The organism is uncultured Veillonella sp. (assembly GCF_937981445.1).
In the GTDB taxonomy this organism is placed as follows: Bacteria; Bacillota; Negativicutes; order Veillonellales; family Veillonellaceae; genus Veillonella_A.
The window spans coordinates 1-20,467 of record NZ_CALJON010000032.1 but is presented as its reverse complement, the minus strand read 5'-3'; the positions used below and the strand labels follow the sequence as shown (position 1 = coordinate 20,467).

Here is a 20,467-nt window from a genome sequence, read left to right as displayed (position 1 = left end):
TGTATTCGAGTTCCACGCCTAAACTATCTAACACTTGCCTCACCAATGACGCTGTATCCTTAGTACTACGGACCATACAAATACCTTTAGCAACATCTAGTGTTGTCATCACGCCTAAGTACTCATAACCTTCTAAAATGCGGTTTACATAATTCGTTTCAGTAGGGTCAATACGAAAATATACATATTCTTTTTCACAAGATAAATTCATATTGATTCTCCTTTATACCACATATATGACTGCCTAAAAAATTGCTCTCCATCTAATATCGCCCTTTTATATCTCAGCTCCTATAACGATTATGACTTAGGCGCCTTTGGCTTACACTTACGGCGCATCATAGCATATTCTTCTAATGGTGTATCAATGTATAGACGGACCTTCATTTGTGCATGTGGCGCTACGGTGATATCTTTGCCATCTTCATCAGTCATTTTAGTGATTACATGATGTACCAATTCACCATGAGGTTGGCAGAACTCTACTTCATCGCCCACTTTAAAGTTATTGCGTTGCTCTAAGTAGGCATACCCTTCCTCTGCATTGTAGCCTTCTACAAGACCAATGAAGTCATGAGTTTGGGTATTGCTAGACGCACCATAGTTTTGTGCTGTTTCATCAGGTTTTTCCACTGAGAAACCTTCCGTATAGGGACGATGGGAAATTTTTTCTAATTCTTCAATCCATTCTGGTTTTACTTCATAATGTTCAGGATCTGCTAGGTATGTATCTACAGCTTCACGATATACTTTAGTTACCGTTGCTGCATAGTGCACGCTCTTCATACGGCCTTCAATTTTAAGGCTGTCAACGCCTGCCTCTACAAGATCTGGAATATATTTTAACAAGCAAAGGTCTTTGGAGTTAAAAATATAGGTACCGTGTTGATCTTCTTCAATTGGATAATATTCACCAGGCCGATTTTCCTCTACTAAGGAATATTTCCAGCGACAAGCTTGCGTACATTGACCACGATTAGCATCACGTGTTGTAAAATAATTACTCAACAAGCAGCGCCCAGAATACGAAATACACATAGCACCATGAACGAAGGCTTCAATTTCAATATCCGCCTTTTCTTTCATAGTTTTAATATCCGCAATGCGCACTTCACGGGCTACAACTACACGTGTAGCGCCTTGTTCTTTCCAGAATTCTGTAGTTAAATAATTAGTCGTATTAGCCTGCGTGCTTACATGGAGCTCTAAATTTGGCGCCACTCGTTTAGCTAGTAAGAAAATCCCAAGGTCAGCTACGATAATCGCATCTACACCAATGGATTCTAAGAATTTTAAATAATCTTCTAAGCCCACTAAGTCCTCATTATGAGGGATAATATTACAAGTCACATATAGCTTTTTGCCATGACTATGAACAAAGTCTACCGCTTCTTTTAATTGTTCATTATTAAAATTGGAGCTACTTGCACGAAGCCCAAAGGACTGACCTGCACAATATACTGCATCAGCGCCATAACGAATGGCCATTTTTAATTTATCCATATTACCAGCTGGTGATAATACTTCGATTTGTGGTTTCATGTATTACTTATTACCTTTCCAAACACTTACGCTCATGCCATCCCCTAAAGGATAAATAGTCGTATTATAACGAGTTTTATCCTCTACCATCTCAAGATAGTCACGAAGTCGTTTAATAATAGTTTTATAGCGATGTGGAGCTTCTTTATGGCCCCGTACATATCCTCTAAATAATACATTATCAGCTAATACTACAGCTTGCGGTGCCAAATGGGGCTCAATAATTTCAAGCTGCTTTTTGTACTGCCCTTTAGGTCCATCTAAAAAGACTAAGTCATACGGCCCTTCAAGGCCTAATAATACTTCATTGGCATCCCCTAAATGCAATGAAATCTGGTCTTTATATTTAGACTGCCCTATAAACTGCTGTGCCATACCATATCGTTGTCCATCCAGTTCAATCGTATCAATCTGAACATCCGCACTACTATGACGTCCTAATAATAAAGTGGAATAGCCAATGGCCGTCCCTACTTCCAAAATTCGACTTGGCTTATAGAGTGAAATGAGCTCTTCAAAGAGATGCACTTCAGACTCTCTTAAAATAGGCACCTTATTGAGCACAGCATAAATACGCTGCTCATTTAATATGTCTTTTAATTCCATAAATTGATGTAACCACCTTTATTCACCGTAAATAGATTCTACCACTTGTAAGTGCTCTTCATATGTTTTAGTGAAATGATGATAGCCTTCTTTATCTGCTACAAAATACAAATACTCTGTATCCACTGCATTAAGCACTGCTTCCATAGACTTAAGCCCTGGATTTGCAATCGGCCCTGGTGGTAATCCCTTGTTTAAGTATGTATTATAAGGGCTTGGCAATTCCGTATCTTCAATGGATAATTGAGGCTTAGGATATCCTAAAATATATTGAATGCTTGCACAAGATTGAAGGGGCATATCGATTTTTAAACGCTTTAAAAATACTGCGGCAATAATAGGCCGGTCTTCATCATATTTAGCTTCCTTTTCTACCAAAGATGCTAATGTAATAAATTGAAATACTGTTAAATTCTTAGCCGCTATTTGCTGCTTCATAGCTGGTGTTAACTTACTATCCATTTCCTTAGTAAGCATCTTTAAGATGTCCTCAGGCTTTGCACCTACTGGAATTTCATAGGTACTAGGAAATAAAAATCCTTCTGGCTTATATACCACTGGTGCAGGACCATACATGTATTGATAAGGCACATATGTTTTAGCTGCCTCCAAAAAGGCCTCCTTGCTACCTAATCCGTCTTTTGCTAATTCTTCAGCAATTTGTTCAATGGTATATCCTTCTGGAATTGTAACTCGTATTGTTTTTAACTTCCCTTTTTGCAAAAGAGAAATTACTTGTTGCAAGCTTGCATTCTGAGGAATTTGATAGTACCCCTGTTGTAATTTATCAACGGTTCCCGTAATGCGCAAGGCCAAACGAAATGCAGTAGGCGAGTTGATTAGGCCCTTTTCATAGAGCATATCCCCTATTTCTGCACCCGTTTGATCCTTATCCACAATCAATACAACTTGCTCTGGATGTGCCATTTTACTATTGGGCATGTAATAGTACGCCCAAGCGCCTAAGAAAGTGATAAGCACTAATCCCAGGATCGCGCCCAGAATATAGGTTATCATCTTCTTGCGTTGATTCATAAGCAAAATAACTCCTTATCTAGTAACAATCTTAGCCTTTCCTGGCTCTCTTTTTATAGCATACTGTAAGGCAATATGCATTGCTTCTTTTCAAAATATAAGGCTTTAATATACACACGAAAGAGGGGCAAAGCCCCTCTTTTACGCACCTCATAGAATTTATTCTTCGTCAATACCTTCTTCGTATAAGGCACTTACTGCATCAAATTCCTCATCAGTTGGCACTACATACACTTCTTCGCCATCTTCTTCTTCAAGGCGTGCAATCGTAATATGTGGCTCTTCATGACATTTACAACCTGGTTCACATTCTTCAGGTGGTAAGGACACTAAAATAGCAAATTCTTTGCCTTCGTAGTTAATGATCATATCTTCTTCATAGAATAATTCATTACCTTCTTCATCTGTAAGTACTACTACTGGCACTTCATTTTCAAATCCTTGCTCTCCCATAGTCAACCTCCTTAGGATTTACTCTGTCGTAGATCCAAATAGCCTTGTAAAATAACAACTGCTGCCATTTTATCAATTACGCCTTTTCGTTTCTTACGACTCACATCAGCGGCGATAAGTGATCGCTCCGCCATCACAGTAGACAATCGTTCATCCCAAAACGTTACGGGTGTAGTGATAACTTCTTGCATTTTCCCTACAAATTCCTCAGTTTTAAGGGCTCGATCACCTTTTGTTCCATTCATATTTTTAGGCAGTCCCACTACAATTTCTTCCACTTCATATTCTGTTATGAGCTCCTTTATGCGATTAAAATCGCGCTCTAACGAAGTGCGGCGAATGGTTTCGATGCCCTGCGCTGTCAAGTACAAAGCATCGCTACAAGCTACGCCAATTGTGCGGCTCCCTACATCTAAGGACATAATTCTCATATTTGTCCCTATAGACCTTTTGCTTTTACATACTCAGCTACTAATTCCTCTAATAATTCATCTCGTTCTAGACGACGAATCATACTGCGGGCATTATTATAGCTAGTAATATAGGTAGGCTCGCCAGAGATAAGATATCCTACGATTTGTTCAATCGGATTATATCCTTTTTCTTGTAAAGCGTGATATACATCACGAAGTACTTCACGAGCCGAAGGCGTATCTTCAACCTTTTTAAACATCATAGTTTCATCTGATACACTCATGATTTTGCCTCCTTTTATTAATTATATGGACCATAATTTTATCACATATTCTTAAAGAACACATTAAATCATATGATCACTACATGTAGTTTGCCCTACAAACATGTATGGCAAACTACATCATACTTATATTATACCATGGTTACATGCTAAGAATAGTATCTTTAGCTACACCAAGAGCTGCACCTAAAGCATTAGGATCTTTACCACCGGCTTGAGCCATATCTGGACGGCCGCCACCATTACCACCAGCAGCTTGTGCCGTAGCCTTAACAATATTGCCTGCATGATACCCAGCTTTAACAGCGTCCTTAGTAGCCATGCATACGAAGTTAACCTTGCCTTCATGAGCCATGCCAAGAAGTACTACACCAGAACCAAGGCGATCGCGCACCATGTCAGCAGTATTACGAAGTTCATCCATATCAGCCACATTGACTTCCGCTACTACAGCTTTACCTACTTTTAAGTCAAATGCGCCACTTAATAAGCCATCTAAACCACCGGCCATAAGTTCTTTGCGCACAGCCCCTAATTCATGTTCTAATTGTTTTACTTCGTCCACCAATTGTTGTGTACGATGAACAATTTCTTCTGGTTTTGTTTTTAAAATAGTAGCCGCTGCACGAAGGTCCGCTTGTTCTTTTTGAGCTAATTGTAATGCTGCCTCACCTGTAATCGCTTCAATACGACGCACACCAGAACCAATGCCGCCTTCAGAAAGAATACGGAATGTACCAATCACGGCCGTATTAGGTACGTGGGAACCACCACAAAGTTCTACACTGAATTTTGGAACAGTTACAACGCGCACTACATCGCCATATTTTTCACCAAAGAGTGCCATAGCACCTAGCTTCTTAGCTTCGTCCATGGACATTTCTTTAATATCAAGTGTAGTAGCTTTTAAAATTTCACCATTTACAAGATTTGTAATCTCTTGTAATTCTTCTGCTGTAACAGGAGAGAAATGAGTGAAGTCAAAGCGCAAGTGATCAGGCATAACTAGAGAACCTGCTTGGTTTACATGATTGCCAAGTACTTCTTTTAAAGCGGCATGCAATAAATGTGTAGCAGTATGGTTGCGAGCCATAGATAAACGACGGGCCGTATCCACTTCAAATGTTACATGGTCACCTACTTGTAAATTACCTTCTACAATAGTACCTACATGGTAGGTCGTACCTTCAGGAAGCTTGCGAGTCGTGTGAACTTCCATTTTACCCATCGGGCCTACAATGAAACCAGAATCCCCTAATTGTCCGCCCCCTTCTGCGTGGAATGGTGTAGTGCGTACAATCAAGGTAATTTCCATACCATCAGACGCAGACTCTAAGCGATTAGCCCCTTCACCAAGCATAAGAACTTCAGATTCTGTAGCACTTTCATCAGCCGTCAAGTTTTCATTTGCTAAGAACGTAATATCTGGTGTGGCCACTTTAGCATCCACATCTTCTCGAGCTGCACGAGCGCGCGCACGTTGTTCTGCCATAGCCGCTTCAAAACCATCCATGTCAATAGCAAGACCTGCTTCATGAGCGATTTCTTCGGTAAGTTCCCAAGGGAATCCATACGTATCATATAGTTTAAATACATCAGCACCAGGCACAGTGTTTGCCCCTTCAGCTTTTAAGTCTTTTACAAGACCACTAAGAAGCTCTAAGCCCTGTGCTAGCGTTTGATTGAAACGATCTTCTTCATTAGCTACTACGCGGCTGATGAAATCATGTTTTTCTACTAAATCAGGTAAGCCTGGACCTAAAATGTCAATAACAATATCCATAAGGTCGGTTAGGAAACGGCCTTCAATGCCTAAAAGTCGACCATGGCGAACGGCACGGCGCAAAATACGGCGAAGTACGTAGCCGCGGCCTTCATTGGATGGCAATACACCATCACTAATGAGCACGGCAATAGCACGCGCATGGTCACCAATTACTTTTAAAGACACATCTTTACTAGCATCACTATGGTATTCTACTTTTGCCATAGCAGCTGCTTTTTCAATAATTGGGAAAATTAAATCGGTTTCAAAATTGCTTTCCTTATTTTGAAGAACTGAAGCCAAGCGCTCAAGGCCGGCACCAGTATCGATATTCTTCTTAGCTAATGGCACATATTCGCCATCGGCTGTGCGATTAAATTGAGTAAACACAAGGTTCCAAATTTCTAGATAGCGGTCGCAGTCGCAGCCTGGTGCACAATCTGGCCCACCGCAGCCACGTTCTTCACCTAAATCATAGAAAATTTCACTGTCTGGTCCACAAGGGCCTTCCCCAATTTCCCAGAAATTATCTTCTAACCGGCTAATGTGAGAGTCATCTAACCCCACTTCATTATGCCAAATTTCATAGGCTTCATGGTCATCAGGATATACTGTTACATAAAGGCGATTTTTATCGAGCTTAATCACTTCTGTTAAAAATTCCCAAGCCCAATGAATAGCGTCTTTTTTGAAATAGTCACCAAAGGAGAAATTCCCTAACATTTCAAAGAATGTATGATGGCGCGCTGTACGACCTACATTTTCAATATCACCAGTACGGATACACTTTTGACAAGTGGTTACACGCGTACGAGGTGGTACTAATTTACCTGTAAAAAATGGTTTTAATGGCGCCATACCTGCTCCAATGAGCAATAAGGATGGGTCATTTTCTGGAACCAATGAAAAACTATCTAATTTTAAATGTCCTTTACTTTCAAAAAACTGCAAATATGCTTGACGCAGTTCATTACCCTTCATGAGTTCAGCCTCCTAAACTAATAACTATCTTTTTATTATACTCTAATCAGTAATAGATGAAAAGTACTTGCCATGGTCTCTAGATTATAAACCACATCAACCGCTTCAACCTATAGCATATACCTTACACCTACGCATCTCATCCAGTAGCACCTACTTTACACCTGTTTATCTCAGGCTGTACTATCTACTACCTTACACCTACTTAGTTCTTATTACATAACATGGTGCCCCCAAAGGTCAATGCATAGGCTACAATAGCCATAAGCACTATAGTCCCACCTGGGGCCAAGTCAAATTCAAAAGCCACCACTAAACCTGCAAGAACACTAAAAACAGAATACCCTTCACTAATCAGTAAGGTCTTAGCAAAACCACATTTCCACAAATGAGCACTCGCCACCGGCACAATCATAAGTGCCCCAATTAGTAAAATCCCCACTATAGTCATCCCCATAACGACTACCAAGGCTGTAACAATGGAGAAAATCATATTAATACGATTCACTGGAATTCCCGCCGTAATAGCTACTTGCTCATCAAATGAAGTAAATAACAAGGCCGAGTAAATAGCATAAATAATAAGCCCCACAACAATGGCTACGACCAATATACTCATAATGTCCGCATCAGTTACAGTTAAAATACTCCCAAACAAGAAGTTCATCAACCCTGTACTTGGCATCTTACTAAGACTAGCAAATATAACGGCCAGCGCTAAGCCCGTATAAAAGAAGAGCGCTAAAATCATATCCGTATATTGATTATGCTTGCGTCTAACTAATTCAATACCCATAGCGGCTAGTACTGTCAAACCAGCTGCGCCAAGCGGCGGATACAAGGATAAAAATGATGCCCCTGTAACCCCGGCAAAGGCTATATGTCCAAGCCCTTCTCCTAGAAGAGACTGCCGCTTAATTACAATAAATGTGCCAATTAAAGGACACATAAGCGCCACTATAAGGCCAGCAATGAAGGCTCGTTGCATAAATTCATAGGTAAAAATATCCATCCTAGCCTCCTATATGCCAAAACAATTTCGGTCCTTTATGGGTGTCCATAAATCCTGGGCCATCACCATGGTAGCAAACATGACGATTAATACAAATTGTTTGATCGCAAAGTTTACAACCTTCTTCAATATCATGCGTCACCATAACAATGGTCATGCCCTTATCAGAAAGGGTGCGCAATAATTCCATAATACGGCGACTCGCCTCAAAATCAATGCCACTTGTTGGTTCATCAAGTAATAAATACTTAGGCTTACGAGCTAAAGCTTGAGCAATCATAACACGTTGTTGTTGCCCGCCACTTAAATCACCAATCCGCCGATTTGCAAAGGCACTCATCCCCACTTGTTCTAATGCATCTAAAGCGCGCGCTCGCCGTACATCGCGACTTAGGGACTGCATGCGAAGCCCCAATTCTACAATTTCTAAACAAGTAGCGGGAAATTGTGCGGCATTCTTATTGTAAATCTGTGGCACCAAGTGCAAAAGACCTGCCTGCTGTGCGGCCTTCACTGTTTTACCATCAATTAAAATCTCGCCCTTAGTAGGACTCAATAGACCCGATAAGAGACGTAAAAACGTAGTCTTACCCGCTCCATTAGGCCCTACAATAATAGTAAAGTCGCCTTCGTTGATTTGTAGCGAAATATTGCAGAGCACTTCCTCTTGTTCATAAAAGAACTGCACCTTATTTATTTCAATCATGCTTCTTTATATCCGCCCTTCTTCACCTAGTCTCTAGATGACTTTAACTAATTCAGAAAAAGAGGAGGCAACGCCTCCTCTTCAGCTCCTCACTACAATTATATGGACAAGCTTAACTTGAACACTTATCCCATGCAATCCTAGTTCTTAGTAACTTACTATTATACAGCTATACATAAGCAACGCCCTACATGACGCGTTTAGCACCAATATAGCGTTCACCCCAATAACCGCCAGCTAAATCAGCAACGGCTACACCACTACTGCTAGTAGCACTGATAAATTTGCCATTGCCAATATAAATGCCCGAATGAGATACACCCTTCTCATAGGTTTCAAAGAACACTAAATCACCAGGTTGTAAGTTCTTTTTCGCCACTTTAGTCCCCACTGTATACTGTTCATCGGCCGAACGTGGTAAGGTAATCCCTTTTTTAGCAAATACATAGCGCACATAGCCAGAGCAATCAAAACCACTTGGCGTATTCCCCCCAAATACATAAGGCACACCGCGATAGTTTTCGGCCTCTTGTATGACATCCTGCACCGACTTAGACACTTTACCGGTTTTAGTAAAAACAAAATCAGAATCAAATGGATCTAACAAACTATCAGCACGGGCTGAGTCCATTTTAATGGTATTTCGTTTATCACTCTTATTATCTTTGTCTTCTTTATTTTTCTTAGTCTTGCTATTAGACTTTTTGCTCTTACTGTCAGCTTTCTTATCTTTCGATTTATCACCCTTCGATGGTTGACTCGCCGCCCATTCAGCAGCAATTTTCTTTTCTGACATTTTACCTAGCTTACTAAGTTTGCTTTCATCTAAAGCTTTGCCCATCAAAGATTTATAAGTCGCATTATCTACAATGCCATTAACTGGTAAGCCCATATCTTTTTGATATAAACGAACGGCCCACTTAGTATTGGCATCGTATTCACCATTAAGGCGTGCTTTATAACCTGCTGCAATCAACTTCTTTTGAATCGCCGGAATCTCGCCGCCCTTAGTCCCATACTCATAACCAGCTGCACCAGCTACTGTATACGCACCCACACTGAGCACTAACGCCACCATAACGGATAGCTTCTTATACTTGTATCTCATCGTTCTTCCTCGCTATGTTTCTAACCCCATGTTACTAAAAAACGCAACATGCAGAGGTTACTCACTTAAAGCAACACTCTATTAGTACACTATATTAGCATAACAATTTCTTAACATACTAACTTTATTTTGGTACTCCATCGTCTTCACAATTAAAACTATCGCGAATCCAATAAAGTGGTCGATGCTTCACTTCTTCAAACACACGACCTACATACTCTCCAATAATACCGATACACACAAGTTGTACCCCACCTAAGAAGAATATAGATACACCTAATGTTGCCCACCCACTTACAGCACTATCTGTAAAGAAATGGACAAATAAAATATGTAAAATCATAATAATACTTAAAATACCAGACATAAGTCCAATATAAAAGGCCGCTCGCAATGGCACATTGGAAAAAGCGGCAATGCCATCCAAGGCAAAATGAAGCATTTTCCTCACACTGAACTTAGACTTTCCAGCAAAACGTGGCGGTGCCACAAAGTGAATCTCCGCTTGGTTATAGCCAATATCGCCTACTATACCTCGCAAAAAGCGCCCATGCTCACGAAATTTAAGCAAAGTATTAAGTGCTTTGCGATTCATCAGTCTAAAATCTGACCCGCCTTCTACAATAGGCACATTGGCCATTTTATTCATTAATTTATAATAGTATTTTGACGTAAACGCCTTAGCCCAACTGGCATCTTCTGTGGAGTCACGAATTGTACGCACCACATCATGCCCTTCTTCCCACAAATGTACAAGTTGGGGAATTAATTCAGGCGGGTGCTGCATATCACCATCCATAGTGATAACGGCATCGCCCTTAGCATGGTCAAGACCACAGGTGAGCGCTAATTGATGACCGAAATTACGCGCCAAAAGAATAACTTTAACCGCTGTATCTTCAGCCGCAATATGACGCAGCATAGTGGCAGAATCATCGGACGATCCATCGTCTACGAAAATGATTTCTTGCTCATAAGGAAGAGTGTTTAGCACTTCCTTTACAGAACTATAAAACTTTTTTATGTTAGCCTCTTCATTATAAACAGGTACCACTATTGACAACAACATACACTGCCTCCGTTAATCTATTGCGATTTAATTTTACTATTTTTTCGAAACTTTGGCAAATCATAAGCATTTAATTATATGCTATTGACCCCTAAGTATCAAGTCTTTATACTAAAATTATGAAAAACCTCTAACGGAGGTATCTAAGAGTTCTTATTTTATTGTCTTAAAGGAGTGTTATTATGAAAAAGATCTCTGCCCTTTGTTTAAGTATTCTTGTCGCCGCCTCTGTAGGCACTACAGCCTTTGCCGCCTTACCACAGTATCCAAACTACACTAATGTTCAACAAGGGCAAATATATGGACAGCGACCTAGTGCTCAAGATATGTCCATTGCCGGCGTTACTTTAGGTACTCCTATTGCTGATGTAATCCAAAGCTTAGGTGCCCCTAGTTACTACAATGATAATGTAAAAGGTGTGGGCGTTGAAATGACCTATGGTGGCATTACTTACGGCGGTAATCCAGTACAATACATTTCCGTCACAAATCGTGACGCCACCACCTATCGTGGTATCGCCGTAGGAGATAAATTAGAAAAAGTATACGAAGCCTATGGCCGCCCTGATATGATGAACCAAAACAATTGGTTCTATGGTCAATTCAAACCAAGATCTGGCTATGTACAAGGCATCTCCTTCCGTCATGATGGCTATCGCGTAACTAGAATCCTTATCACCAATGGAGACTAAGTAACCCATCAGAGCTCGGTCGTGAGCCTTTCCACCTTAAGGATTTATAATTCAATACCATATGAAGAAACAAAAAATGCCTCCTATATACACGCAGCGAACATCAGAACTTCGCTTTTCCCTTCTAGGTATTTATAAAATTGGGAAGCGCTTTAATTCTCTTATTTTACTAACATAAAAGACTCCTACATATACATACAGCGAGCATCAGAGCTCGTCTCGTCGTGAGCAAATGTATAGGTAGGAGTCTTTGTTTCGTAGCACAGAAATTAACTGCGCTCCAATTTTATAAATCAGCCGCCTCTATCCAGGTTTGCAATTCTTCTTCCGCATTTATGATATCCTCATCAAAGGCACCGCAAAGGCTTGGATAGCGACCTACTTCAATTGTATACACAATCGCTTCATCTCGCGGGTTACGGAAGGTCCCTAACCAAATTCCAGAAAACTGAGTTTCATACCATTCCACAGGTTGATCGGTTTCAGTGAAATTAATCGTAATAGTGCCTCGACCTAAGGTTTCCATTACTTCCACTTGTTCTTCCATAGTAAGACCTGTTTTTTCAATATAGATAGTATGGGTTTCACCAGTTTCGCGAAGTTGTTTTAAAGCTAATTTCAATTCACTTAAAATAGCTTTTACATTACCATAATGTTCAATCATCGTTTTTCCACCTCAATACCCCATGCTTCTAATTGTTTTATAACTCGTGTAATTACCTCTGGAAGAGCTTTCTTTACTGTTTCAGTAGGCTCTAACCCAATCTCTAAACTCTCTGGTTCAATCCCAATCACAGTGGCATCTTCTAAAGGATCTTCTTGTAAGGCACGAATTCGCAAAATATCTTGCATCCCCACTTCATGGACGGAAATATTGCCTGTAAAGTAATGCTCCGCCTCTTGATGAGGAAATTCATACACCGTGCCTGCTGCCTCGCCACCATGAATGGCATCAATCAACAAAAGCTTCGTCATGCCTCTCATGTAAGACAATAATTCCATGCCCATAGTGCCACCATCAATGATAGCTATGGCTGGAGAAAATCGATACTCCCGCTCTAATTGCTGCACCACATGCACGCCAAGGCCTTCATCAGTAAGAAGTATATTACCTACGCCCAGTACGATGATATTACTTTCGTTTACCATATAAATCCTCAATATCTTCTGGATCATGAGGATAGAATTTCATCCCCGAAACCATGCTGGATACTTCACCAGATTCTTCCATAACATCTTCTCTAAAGGCAAGATATACATGCATTACAGTGAAGAGTAAGAAGAACCAAGCAATGTAATGATGAATAATATGAATATCATATTCACTAAGCATCAAATTAATAGGGTTGAAAATTAAAGCCAACCAACTGCTCGGATTAATCTGTGAATACATGGCAAGACCAGTACAAATTTCTAAAAACATCATAATATACACAATTAAATAACTTGTCCGAGCCAAGGAGTTACGAAGTACACGGTGTTCTTCTTGACGAGGTAACATCAAATAATGAAGCACCGTTTGTTTAATCCCCACCCAATACAGGCGGCTTCTAAATTTAGGAAGTAAACGGTCACCACGATAGCGAATGGCCCCATAAATTCTAAATACAAAGGCAAAAATCAAAACAAATGCAAAGGTGAAATGGACTCGACGAATGGTTTCCATAGAAAACCAGCTCGTAATGGCTTCGGCTGGCTCACGGCCAACAAACATGCTAAATCCTGGGTCACCTATGTATAGCCCGGTCCAAAACAGGAAGGTTACGCAAAGCACCATTGTCCAATGGAATATGCGGAGCCACAGACTAAACACGCGATACGGCTTTTTATCCGGTTGTTGTAGCATATACATCCCCCCTATTATTTACACATCGCATCGGTATTAACGGAGACGATTTTTTCGCCTTTTTTATTGTATAAATGGGTGGCACAAGCAAGACAAGGGTCAAAGGAATGAATACCTTTTAAAATCTCAAGTGGCTTATCGGCAATTTTTACCTTCGTGTCCATCATATTGGATTCGTAAGCCCCATGTTCATTGGCGATTGTCTTAGGACAAGCATTCCAAGTCGTAGGCACGATACATTGATAGTTATCAGTTTTACCATCTTTAAGCACACACCAGTGACCAAGACCACCACGAGGAGCATCAACTAAGCCCACACCTTTTGCTTCTTTGGCCCAAGTATTAGGATCAAAATTAGTCACATTAGCCACTTTTGTATCGCCAGCTTTAATATTAGCTACTAATTTATTGTAGAAATATTGACTAAGGTTAGCTGCCACTTGTGCATCTAAGGCACGACATGCGGTACGGCCTAAAGTACTACACATCCATACATGAGCTGGGGCGCCAAGTACAGAAGATACAGTGTCAATTTGTTGTACAATCATCTGTTCGGCCCAAGTTGGATTCGTAATAATTCCTTGTTTCACTTTGGTATATACAACAATATATTTAGCTAATGGGCCTACTTCACAAGCACCACCTTTAAAGGTTGGCGATTTAACCCAGGAGTATTTCTTAGTTTCATCCAAGAATTCCCAATGCTCCTTAGTCCCTGTTTTAGGACCTGTGTAATTAGGTTTTGTAACCCCTTCGCTAGGATGAATGGATTTTTTACCATCTGGATATTCAAACCAGGAATGTTCTACTTCTTCAGATAAGAAGTCTGGGTTCATAAGGTCTTCCCCTTCTAGAGGAATATATTTCGCTTTATCCACACCAAGGCCAAAGTCTTCAACTACGCCATTAGCTCGAACTAAGCATTTTTTGAAATAATCGCCATTCTTAGTGCCTGTATGAGGTTCATCAGGATAATCACCATAAGCGAGTACACGTTTTTTAGATAAACCGCCACCATCAATCATGCCTGCTTTCGCATAAATATGGCCAATAGCCAATAAATCAGGCAAGTAGAAATAGTTAACCAAGTCTTTTGCCAATGCAATAGATTCATCCACCACAGCTAAGCGCGCCGCATTAATTGGGGCATTCATATCATCCATATAAATGGAACATGGCATACCGCCAACAATGTAATGTGGATGTGGATTCTTACCACCAAACACAACTTGTGGTGTTACAATATCGCGTTGTTTATCTAAAATATTTAAATAATGTGCCACCGCCATCAAATGCACTTCAGGAGGCAATAATTGATAGTCTGGATGATCCCACCATTGGGCTGCAAAAATGCCAAGTTGACCACTTTCGACAATCTTTTTAATTTTCCCCTGAATCGCTGCATAATAAGTGGCATTTCCCTTAGGAAACTCTTTAGGATAAGCCGATGTACCATTAGTTAAGTCCGCCGGCTGTACGCCACTTACATTATACGTTTTTAATACGGTTTCCTGTAAAGCAGCTGTCTTAGCTGGGTCAGCTTTTAATGCCTCTACAGGGCTTACCCAGTCTAAGGCATGTAAATGATAAAAATGCACAGTATGGTCATGCACATCTAAACAGCTATGCATAATATTGCGAATATAGTTAGCATTTTTAGGAATCTCAATACCTAAGGCATCTTCTACACTGCGCAAAGATGCTAACGCATGGGTTGAAGTACATACACCACAAATACGCTGCACAAAAGCCCATACATCACGAGGGTCACGATCTTTAGCAACCAATTCAATACCACGCCATGCAGTACCGCTAGACAAAGCATCTTCTACTTTGCCCGTTGCTTCGTCCACATTAACTTCCACTCGCAAATGACCTTCAATACGAGTGATAGGATCTACTACTACACGTTTCATTAATGGTTACCCCCTTTATTCGTATCCTCAGATGCTGTATTTGCTGACGTTGCCGCTTCAGCTTGTTTAGCCTGTGCTTCAGCAGCTTTCTTCGCCTCTAATTCAGCTTGTTGTTTCTTTTCTAATTTAATCGTATCGTATTTATGTTTTGCTAAGGTTACACCACCATGTGCTACTACGGCACCAAATGCAGTTAAACCTGCAATCGTACCTACAGTGTCAGCATTCGTAATGGTATTAGCTACATGTACTTGTGGGAGTCGTTGATAGAAATTGTCATTGTCCCAGAAACCTTTTTCACTACAGCCAATACAACCATGACCAGATTGAATTGGATAGGATAAACCATTCCACCAGCGTAAATTACCGCAAGAATTATACGTTACTGGCCCACGGCAACCTACTTTATACAAGCACCAACCAGCTTTAGACGCATCATCATCAAATTTTTCAACAAAAAGTCCCGAATCAAAGAATGGACGACGATAACATGTGTCATGAATACGATTGCCATAAAATTGTTTTGGACGACCTTCCACATCAAGTGGTGGAATTTCACCAAATAATGCATAATGCATAATAACGCCTGTCATAACTTCAGGAATTGGTGGGCAACCAGGTACCTTAATAATTTTCTTCCCAGAAATTACAGAGGATACGGATACCGTATTGGTTGGATTTGGCTTAGCCGCTTGAACCCCGCCCCAAGCAGCACAGGAACCATATTCAATAATAAAGGCAGCTCCATCAGCACATTCTTTTAACACATCCACAAATGGACGGCCCCCAACCATACAATAAGTACCATTATCATCTAATGGAACCCCGCCTTCAACAGCCAGTACATATTGGCCCTTTTTAGCAGCCATAATATTGTGTAAATGAGCTTCAAAAGGAGCCCCTGCTGCCGCTGCCAAAGTATCATCGTATTCAAGAGAAATCATATTGAGCACCACATCAGATGCAAATGGGGATGTGGAGCGAATAAAGGATTCGTCACAACCTGTACATTCATGACCATGAAGCCAAATCACAGTTGGCAATTCTTTCGTATCTGCAGCCTTAACTACTTTATTTAAAAAAGTAGGTGGCATGCCTAAAATAGCCGTTAATGCCACACAAGTTTTCATAAAAGTACGGCGGCTTAATTTGCGAGCCTGGAACAAATTCCAAAGACTATTTGTCGTCTCTTTCACAGGTAGACCCCCTTCATTAGCAATAACTTTACTGTCGTCCCTATTATATACATGGTATATGACTTCATATAATGTCATATCATCTTATAACTTTGACGCTCCATTCATTGCGCTTATTTAATAATCGATTTAACGAGACCTTCTACTACAGCAGCTGGTTTATATCCAGCAATACGATCTTTTTCCTTGCCCCCTTTGAAGCAAATTAAAGTCGGAATCCCTTGGATATTATATTTTAAAGCTACGTCTTTAGCCTCATCCACATCAATGGTCACAACCGATACATCATCCTTCATATCTTCAGCCATTTTTTCGATTTCAGGATTCATAAGTGCACAAGGTTTACACCAAGTAGCCCAAAAATCAGCCACTACCACTCCTTGATGATCTTTCAAATACGCTTCTAATGCAGCTAAATCGTCAATTTTAGTTACTGCCATCCTAATACCTCCTTATACCTACTTTTATTGCTATACTTTGTATCTTAAGTATACAACAAATAGCTACTCTAAGAGAATACTTTAACAATATACCTTGTCTCTATTATATACTATTTCTACTTATAATAAAAAATATCCTCTTTTAGAATAAAAAAAGATAATACATTTTGTATGAAAAGAAAAAACCGCTCACAATGAGCGGTTAAGCAAGCAATCAATAAGCCGAGTTCTGTTCTGCTTGCGCAGTGGTGATTATCTTTCTAGGCCTATAGTTGCCTATAGGCTCAAGCGGCACAACCCGAAAGGTAGGCGGGCCACCCTTATCCCTTTCCTATTCGGCCTTGCTCCGGATGGGGTTTACCGAGCCGATACATTACTGCATCGCTGGTGCGCTCTTACCGACACCGTTCCACCCTTACCACATTGCTGTGGCGGTCTACTTTTCTGTGGCACTATTCCCTATGGTTACCCACGCCGGACGTTATCCGGCATCCTGCCCTGTGGAGCTCGGACTTTCCTCGAACTTACGCTCGCAATCACCTTTCATACTTGCTAATTAAAGTCTAACAGATTGATAATACATCGGTCAATTATATTTTTATCAAATGTGCTATGAACATAGGTTCATCGATAAATATTGAAATAATAAGCTTTCTCAATATCAAAAAAAGAAATCTTTTTGTGTTTCACTGGTTGTAACCTGAACAGTCTCGCCTAAAGTAAGTTGTATTTGCGATGCTAATAAAGAGGCCGCCCCAATTTCTGTACCAAAATGGCCTACATCAGCCACAACAATACCTAATTCTCTAGCTAACTGCATATCATGGTATTTTACATCACCTGTTACATACGCCTGCGCACCAGCCTTAACGGCAGCTTTAATAAATTCTGCACCTGAACCAGTGCAAAGCGCTACATTACTAATCTGTTCTACGCGCGCACCACCAAAACGAGGTTTGCCCTGAGGAAAGGCATGCTTCACGAGCTCCATAAATGCCTCGAGGTCTAATGTATCACCTAACACACCTTGGCGACCAATCGTTTCTACTACAGCAGGCTCTTTCAAATCATAGACTTCATAAGCCACTTCTTCATAAGGATGAACTGCTTTCATCGCATTCACCACCTTAGGCAATAAGGCCTTAGGGACTATAGTTTCCACCCGATGTTCCGATACGTTCTCTTGTGTATCCACCGACCCAATAAATGGTGTTGTCCCTTCTAATGGCTTAAATGTGCCCGTTCCTTCTCCATAAAAAGCACAATGACTGTAATTACCTATATGACCAGCACCCGCATCACCTAGCGCTTGCACCACAAACTCCGTATGAGTGGCTGGAACAAAAACAACTAGTTTACACAAACCTTCACTATGAGTCATTTCAAGCCCTTTTACTTGCCCCAATCCAAGTTGAGCCGCCGCCAAATCATTGAGCCCCCCTTTGGCTACATCCAAATTCGTGTGCGCACTATATACTGCTATATCAGCTTTTATAAGGCGTGCAATCATGCGCCCCAAAACAGTGTCACTAGTAATTTGCTTTACCCCTTTAAAAATCAAAGGGTGATGACTCACAATGAGCTGACATTTCCTTTCAATAGCTTCTTCAATAGCCTCTTCCGTCACATCCAATACGGTGAGTACATGGTCAACCAGTTGATCGCGACGACCTACCATGAGCCCTACATTATCCCAAGACTCAGCCAAATGAGGTGGTGCTAAACGCTCAATACTATCAATTACATCTTGAACCTTAATCATATATCGTCCTTTCAATGAAATGCTATTATCTATGACTTACCTTACTCAAGTATTATCTATAATTTACAATACAACAATATTATCTACAATTTACAATACCTTCGTAGTATCTTTAAGATCCCCTAGGGCACGTAATTCAGCTTGAAGCTCTTGGTATTTTGGCGTATCTTTTAAGCTTTCCGTCATACTCGCAAGAGCCGATTCTCTAATGTGCATTAAATGCTTTATGTACAAATCCCATAAAGGGGGGCGCTCATTGGCTAAATGGGCCCCTACAGCCCAAAGTATGGACTGGGGTGCTAACTGGCCATATACATCAGGCTTATCCAATACCTGCTTTGTAACAGGGCCTGATTCACTTACATACACAGCTTCCCGCCCCTTTTTTAAAGCTAACAATGCTGTATATAGTTTACCCATATCAGTCACAATCAGTTCTGCTACAATGCGATACCCTTGTTCCACCAAATACTGTCTAAGTTCAGCTTGCCCATTCTGGGGTTGCAACACATAGAAATCTAACAGTTCCGGACCTGCTGCAATAATATCGCGCATTAAAAATCCGCCCATACCACAAATAACGGCACCTTGAATTTCGCCCCGCCTTACGACTTGTAATCCATTACCAAGACGGCAATCAACCTGCGCTGCTAAGCCTTCATGCATTACATAAGACTTAGCTGAAGCCAAAGGTCCTTTATTCACATCACCAGCAATGGCAGCTCTAGCTCGCCCACGACGCACCAATTCCACCGCTAAATAGCCATGATCTGTTCCAATATCAGCAATTACCTCTACCTTTGGAATTAAAGTAAACACCGCTTCTAAGCGATTTGTCATTTTCTTTATTTGCACCGTGAACTCCTTTTACTCTGTCACTTTAACACTATGGATTCATTTGATTTAAATTATCAATACTCTCTCTTGTTAATACAACCCGCGCTACGCCATATGCATAGGCCGTTAATTCATAGGGTTGATACAACATGGCAATGCATCCATCACCTAATAACACATAATTTGTATTGCGAACTTCTAAGTCTGAAAGACCAAATAAATTCTTAATTGGCACTTCTTCCATCGTACTAGAATATACTTTTACTTGTGCTGTAGAAATTAAATTTCGTAATTGTTCATTATCTTTTATATGCACATAATACGTAGCGGGAATTAAATCCCCGGTATGTTTGTTAAATACTAAACCTTGTGATTGATTATAGCCATGAGCACCTTGCCCACTGTACCAACCACTATTAATAATGATAGATACTACATCTTCATCTTCATAAGTTACTTTGTAGGTCATAACTACGTCACGCATCTGTTCATTGTAGTATAAGTTACGCATAGCCACTACATACTTAGCAATCACAGTATTCATGCGCTCTTGTGCTGCCTGATTTGTTACATACACTAAGGGATACTCTAATTTCATATTACCATCAGTTTGATTCATTCCCACCACATGAGCCTCAGTAATAGGTGGTTGCACCACTGCTGAATAGCCTAGCAAGGTCGCTAGTGCTAAAGGAATACATAATTTCTTAAACATGTGAATCCCTCCTTATTACAAACATTGCATGTATTTTACTCTTTACTCTTTACTCTTTACTCTTTACTCTTTACTCTTTACTCTTTACT

At 40.5% G+C, this 20,467-nt stretch carries 22 protein-coding genes and 1 other RNA gene; 1 reads left to right on the top strand and 22 read right to left on the bottom strand.

The genetic code is table 11. The features are described 5' to 3' along the window. The 12 genes from Q0376_RS05450 to Q0376_RS05395 all read right to left on the bottom strand — a co-directional run. A partial coding sequence (locus tag Q0376_RS05450) for a DUF4911 domain-containing protein (RefSeq protein WP_298704998.1) occupies positions 1–211 on the bottom strand: 211 nt, incomplete at its 3' end. An 89-nt stretch (positions 212–300) separates the two neighbouring features. Further along, a complete protein-coding gene (locus Q0376_RS05445; protein ID WP_298704996.1) occupies positions 301–1,542 on the bottom strand; it encodes a U32 family peptidase in 1,242 nt (413 codons plus the stop codon). A 3-nt stretch (positions 1,543–1,545) separates the two neighbouring features. Next, on the bottom strand, positions 1,546–2,148 hold the full coding sequence (locus Q0376_RS05440; RefSeq protein WP_298704995.1) for an O-methyltransferase: 603 nt from the start codon (positions 2,146–2,148) through the stop codon (positions 1,546–1,548). Positions 2,149–2,166: 18 nt separating this feature from the next. Further along, positions 2,167–3,183: an endolytic transglycosylase MltG gene (mltG, locus tag Q0376_RS05435; RefSeq protein WP_298704992.1), complete on the bottom strand. Its 1,017-nt coding sequence runs from the start codon at positions 3,181–3,183 to the stop codon at positions 2,167–2,169. A gap of 159 nt (positions 3,184–3,342) precedes the next feature. Next, positions 3,343–3,636, bottom strand: coding sequence for a DUF1292 domain-containing protein (locus tag Q0376_RS05430; RefSeq protein ID WP_298704990.1), 294 nt, complete (start codon positions 3,634–3,636; stop codon positions 3,343–3,345). Positions 3,637–3,647: 11 nt separating this feature from the next. Next, the gene (gene ruvX, locus Q0376_RS05425; RefSeq protein ID WP_298704988.1) at positions 3,648–4,067 is read right to left on the bottom strand and encodes a Holliday junction resolvase RuvX; all 420 of its coding nucleotides are present in this window, start codon (positions 4,065–4,067) and stop codon (positions 3,648–3,650) included. 8 nt (positions 4,068–4,075) lie between these two features. Next, positions 4,076–4,333, bottom strand: a complete 258-nt coding sequence (locus Q0376_RS05420; RefSeq protein ID WP_295789689.1) for an IreB family regulatory phosphoprotein — start codon at positions 4,331–4,333, stop codon at positions 4,076–4,078. A gap of 142 nt (positions 4,334–4,475) precedes the next feature. Further along, the gene (gene alaS / locus Q0376_RS05415; protein ID WP_298704986.1) at positions 4,476–7,079 is read right to left on the bottom strand and encodes an alanine--tRNA ligase; all 2,604 of its coding nucleotides are present in this window, start codon (positions 7,077–7,079) and stop codon (positions 4,476–4,478) included. Positions 7,080–7,284: 205 nt separating this feature from the next. Next, complete coding sequence (locus Q0376_RS05410) at positions 7,285–8,091, bottom strand: metal ABC transporter permease (protein WP_298704984.1); 807 nt, start codon at positions 8,089–8,091, stop codon at positions 7,285–7,287. Position 8,092: 1 nt separating this feature from the next. Next, on the bottom strand, positions 8,093–8,797 hold the full coding sequence (locus Q0376_RS05405) for a metal ABC transporter ATP-binding protein (protein ID WP_298704982.1): 705 nt from the start codon (positions 8,795–8,797) through the stop codon (positions 8,093–8,095). Positions 8,798–8,984: 187 nt separating this feature from the next. After that, positions 8,985–9,905, bottom strand: a complete 921-nt coding sequence (locus Q0376_RS05400) for an NlpC/P60 family protein (protein ID WP_298704979.1) — start codon at positions 9,903–9,905, stop codon at positions 8,985–8,987. 124 nt (positions 9,906–10,029) lie between these two features. Then, positions 10,030–10,974, bottom strand: coding sequence for a glycosyltransferase family 2 protein (locus Q0376_RS05395; RefSeq protein ID WP_298704977.1), 945 nt, complete (start codon positions 10,972–10,974; stop codon positions 10,030–10,032). 182 nt (positions 10,975–11,156) lie between these two features. Here Q0376_RS05395 and Q0376_RS05390 point away from each other — a divergent pair, with 182 nt between their 5' ends. Then, on the top strand, positions 11,157–11,666 hold the full coding sequence (locus Q0376_RS05390; RefSeq protein ID WP_298704975.1) for a TonB-dependent receptor: 510 nt from the start codon (positions 11,157–11,159) through the stop codon (positions 11,664–11,666). Between the two features lie 286 nt (positions 11,667–11,952). On the opposite strand, the gene Q0376_RS05385 is transcribed toward Q0376_RS05390, so the two are convergent. The 10 genes from Q0376_RS05385 to Q0376_RS05340 all read right to left on the bottom strand — a co-directional run bounded on the left by Q0376_RS05385 (position 11,953) and on the right by Q0376_RS05340 (position 20,378). After that, entirely contained in the window at positions 11,953–12,330 is a 378-nt protein-coding gene (locus Q0376_RS05385; protein WP_298704973.1) for a hydrogenase expression/formation C-terminal domain-containing protein, read from the bottom strand. Next, the gene (locus tag Q0376_RS05380; protein ID WP_298704971.1) at positions 12,327–12,815 is read right to left on the bottom strand and encodes a HyaD/HybD family hydrogenase maturation endopeptidase; all 489 of its coding nucleotides are present in this window, start codon (positions 12,813–12,815) and stop codon (positions 12,327–12,329) included. The genes Q0376_RS05385 and Q0376_RS05380 overlap by 4 nt, the downstream gene beginning before the upstream one ends. Beyond that, entirely contained in the window at positions 12,799–13,512 is a 714-nt protein-coding gene (gene cybH, locus Q0376_RS05375; RefSeq protein ID WP_298704969.1) for a Ni/Fe-hydrogenase, b-type cytochrome subunit, read from the bottom strand. Before cybH ends, Q0376_RS05380 begins: the two co-directional genes overlap by 17 nt. A 14-nt stretch (positions 13,513–13,526) precedes the next feature. Beyond that, complete coding sequence (locus Q0376_RS05370; RefSeq protein WP_298704967.1) at positions 13,527–15,428, bottom strand: nickel-dependent hydrogenase large subunit; 1,902 nt, start codon at positions 15,426–15,428, stop codon at positions 13,527–13,529. Next, entirely contained in the window at positions 15,428–16,624 is a 1,197-nt protein-coding gene (locus tag Q0376_RS05365) for a hydrogenase small subunit (RefSeq protein WP_298704965.1), read from the bottom strand. Before Q0376_RS05365 ends, Q0376_RS05370 begins: the two co-directional genes overlap by 1 nt. 113 nt (positions 16,625–16,737) lie before the next feature. Next, positions 16,738–17,064: a thioredoxin gene (gene trxA, locus Q0376_RS05360; RefSeq protein WP_298704963.1), complete on the bottom strand. Its 327-nt coding sequence runs from the start codon at positions 17,062–17,064 to the stop codon at positions 16,738–16,740. Positions 17,065–17,266: 202 nt separating this feature from the next. Then, an RNA gene (gene rnpB / locus Q0376_RS05355) (RNase P RNA component class A) lies at positions 17,267–17,617 on the bottom strand. A 108-nt stretch (positions 17,618–17,725) separates the two neighbouring features. Next, positions 17,726–18,826: a Nif3-like dinuclear metal center hexameric protein gene (locus Q0376_RS05350; RefSeq protein WP_298704961.1), complete on the bottom strand. Its 1,101-nt coding sequence runs from the start codon at positions 18,824–18,826 to the stop codon at positions 17,726–17,728. Between the two features lie 90 nt (positions 18,827–18,916). After that, positions 18,917–19,681 (bottom strand): class I SAM-dependent methyltransferase, encoded by a 765-nt coding sequence (locus Q0376_RS05345; RefSeq protein ID WP_298704959.1) that lies wholly within the window; start codon positions 19,679–19,681, stop codon positions 18,917–18,919. Positions 19,682–19,712: 31 nt separating this feature from the next. Next, positions 19,713–20,378, bottom strand: coding sequence for a hypothetical protein (locus tag Q0376_RS05340; protein WP_298704956.1), 666 nt, complete (start codon positions 20,376–20,378; stop codon positions 19,713–19,715). Positions 20,379–20,467 lie beyond the last annotated feature (89 nt).

What these genes read in the sequence shown, in the direction of transcription:
- Q0376_RS05445 (WP_298704996.1), bottom strand. Translation starts at nt 1,542, where the DNA reads ATGAAACCACAAATCGAAGTATTATCACCAGCTGGTAATATGGATAAA.
- Q0376_RS05440 (WP_298704995.1), bottom strand. Translation starts at nt 2,148, where the DNA reads ATGGAATTAAAAGACATATTAAATGAGCAGCGTATTTATGCTGTGCTC.
- mltG (WP_298704992.1), bottom strand. Translation starts at nt 3,183, where the DNA reads ATGAATCAACGCAAGAAGATGATAACCTATATTCTGGGCGCGATCCTG.
- Q0376_RS05430 (WP_298704990.1), bottom strand. Translation starts at nt 3,636, where the DNA reads ATGGGAGAGCAAGGATTTGAAAATGAAGTGCCAGTAGTAGTACTTACA.
- ruvX (WP_298704988.1), bottom strand. Translation starts at nt 4,067, where the DNA reads ATGAGAATTATGTCCTTAGATGTAGGGAGCCGCACAATTGGCGTAGCT.
- Q0376_RS05420 (WP_295789689.1), bottom strand. Translation starts at nt 4,333, where the DNA reads ATGAGTGTATCAGATGAAACTATGATGTTTAAAAAGGTTGAAGATACG.
- alaS (WP_298704986.1), bottom strand. Translation starts at nt 7,079, where the DNA reads ATGAAGGGTAATGAACTGCGTCAAGCATATTTGCAGTTTTTTGAAAGT.
- Q0376_RS05410 (WP_298704984.1), bottom strand. Translation starts at nt 8,091, where the DNA reads ATGGATATTTTTACCTATGAATTTATGCAACGAGCCTTCATTGCTGGC.
- Q0376_RS05405 (WP_298704982.1), bottom strand. Translation starts at nt 8,797, where the DNA reads ATGATTGAAATAAATAAGGTGCAGTTCTTTTATGAACAAGAGGAAGTG.
- Q0376_RS05400 (WP_298704979.1), bottom strand. Translation starts at nt 9,905, where the DNA reads ATGAGATACAAGTATAAGAAGCTATCCGTTATGGTGGCGTTAGTGCTC.
- Q0376_RS05395 (WP_298704977.1), bottom strand. Translation starts at nt 10,974, where the DNA reads ATGTTGTTGTCAATAGTGGTACCTGTTTATAATGAAGAGGCTAACATA.
- Q0376_RS05390 (WP_298704975.1), top strand. Translation starts at nt 11,157, where the DNA reads ATGAAAAAGATCTCTGCCCTTTGTTTAAGTATTCTTGTCGCCGCCTCT.
- Q0376_RS05385 (WP_298704973.1), bottom strand. Translation starts at nt 12,330, where the DNA reads ATGATTGAACATTATGGTAATGTAAAAGCTATTTTAAGTGAATTGAAA.
- Q0376_RS05380 (WP_298704971.1), bottom strand. Translation starts at nt 12,815, where the DNA reads ATGGTAAACGAAAGTAATATCATCGTACTGGGCGTAGGTAATATACTT.
- cybH (WP_298704969.1), bottom strand. Translation starts at nt 13,512, where the DNA reads ATGCTACAACAACCGGATAAAAAGCCGTATCGCGTGTTTAGTCTGTGG.
- Q0376_RS05370 (WP_298704967.1), bottom strand. Translation starts at nt 15,428, where the DNA reads ATGAAACGTGTAGTAGTAGATCCTATCACTCGTATTGAAGGTCATTTG.
- trxA (WP_298704963.1), bottom strand. Translation starts at nt 17,064, where the DNA reads ATGGCAGTAACTAAAATTGACGATTTAGCTGCATTAGAAGCGTATTTG.
- Q0376_RS05350 (WP_298704961.1), bottom strand. Translation starts at nt 18,826, where the DNA reads ATGATTAAGGTTCAAGATGTAATTGATAGTATTGAGCGTTTAGCACCA.
- Q0376_RS05340 (WP_298704956.1), bottom strand. Translation starts at nt 20,378, where the DNA reads ATGTTTAAGAAATTATGTATTCCTTTAGCACTAGCGACCTTGCTAGGC.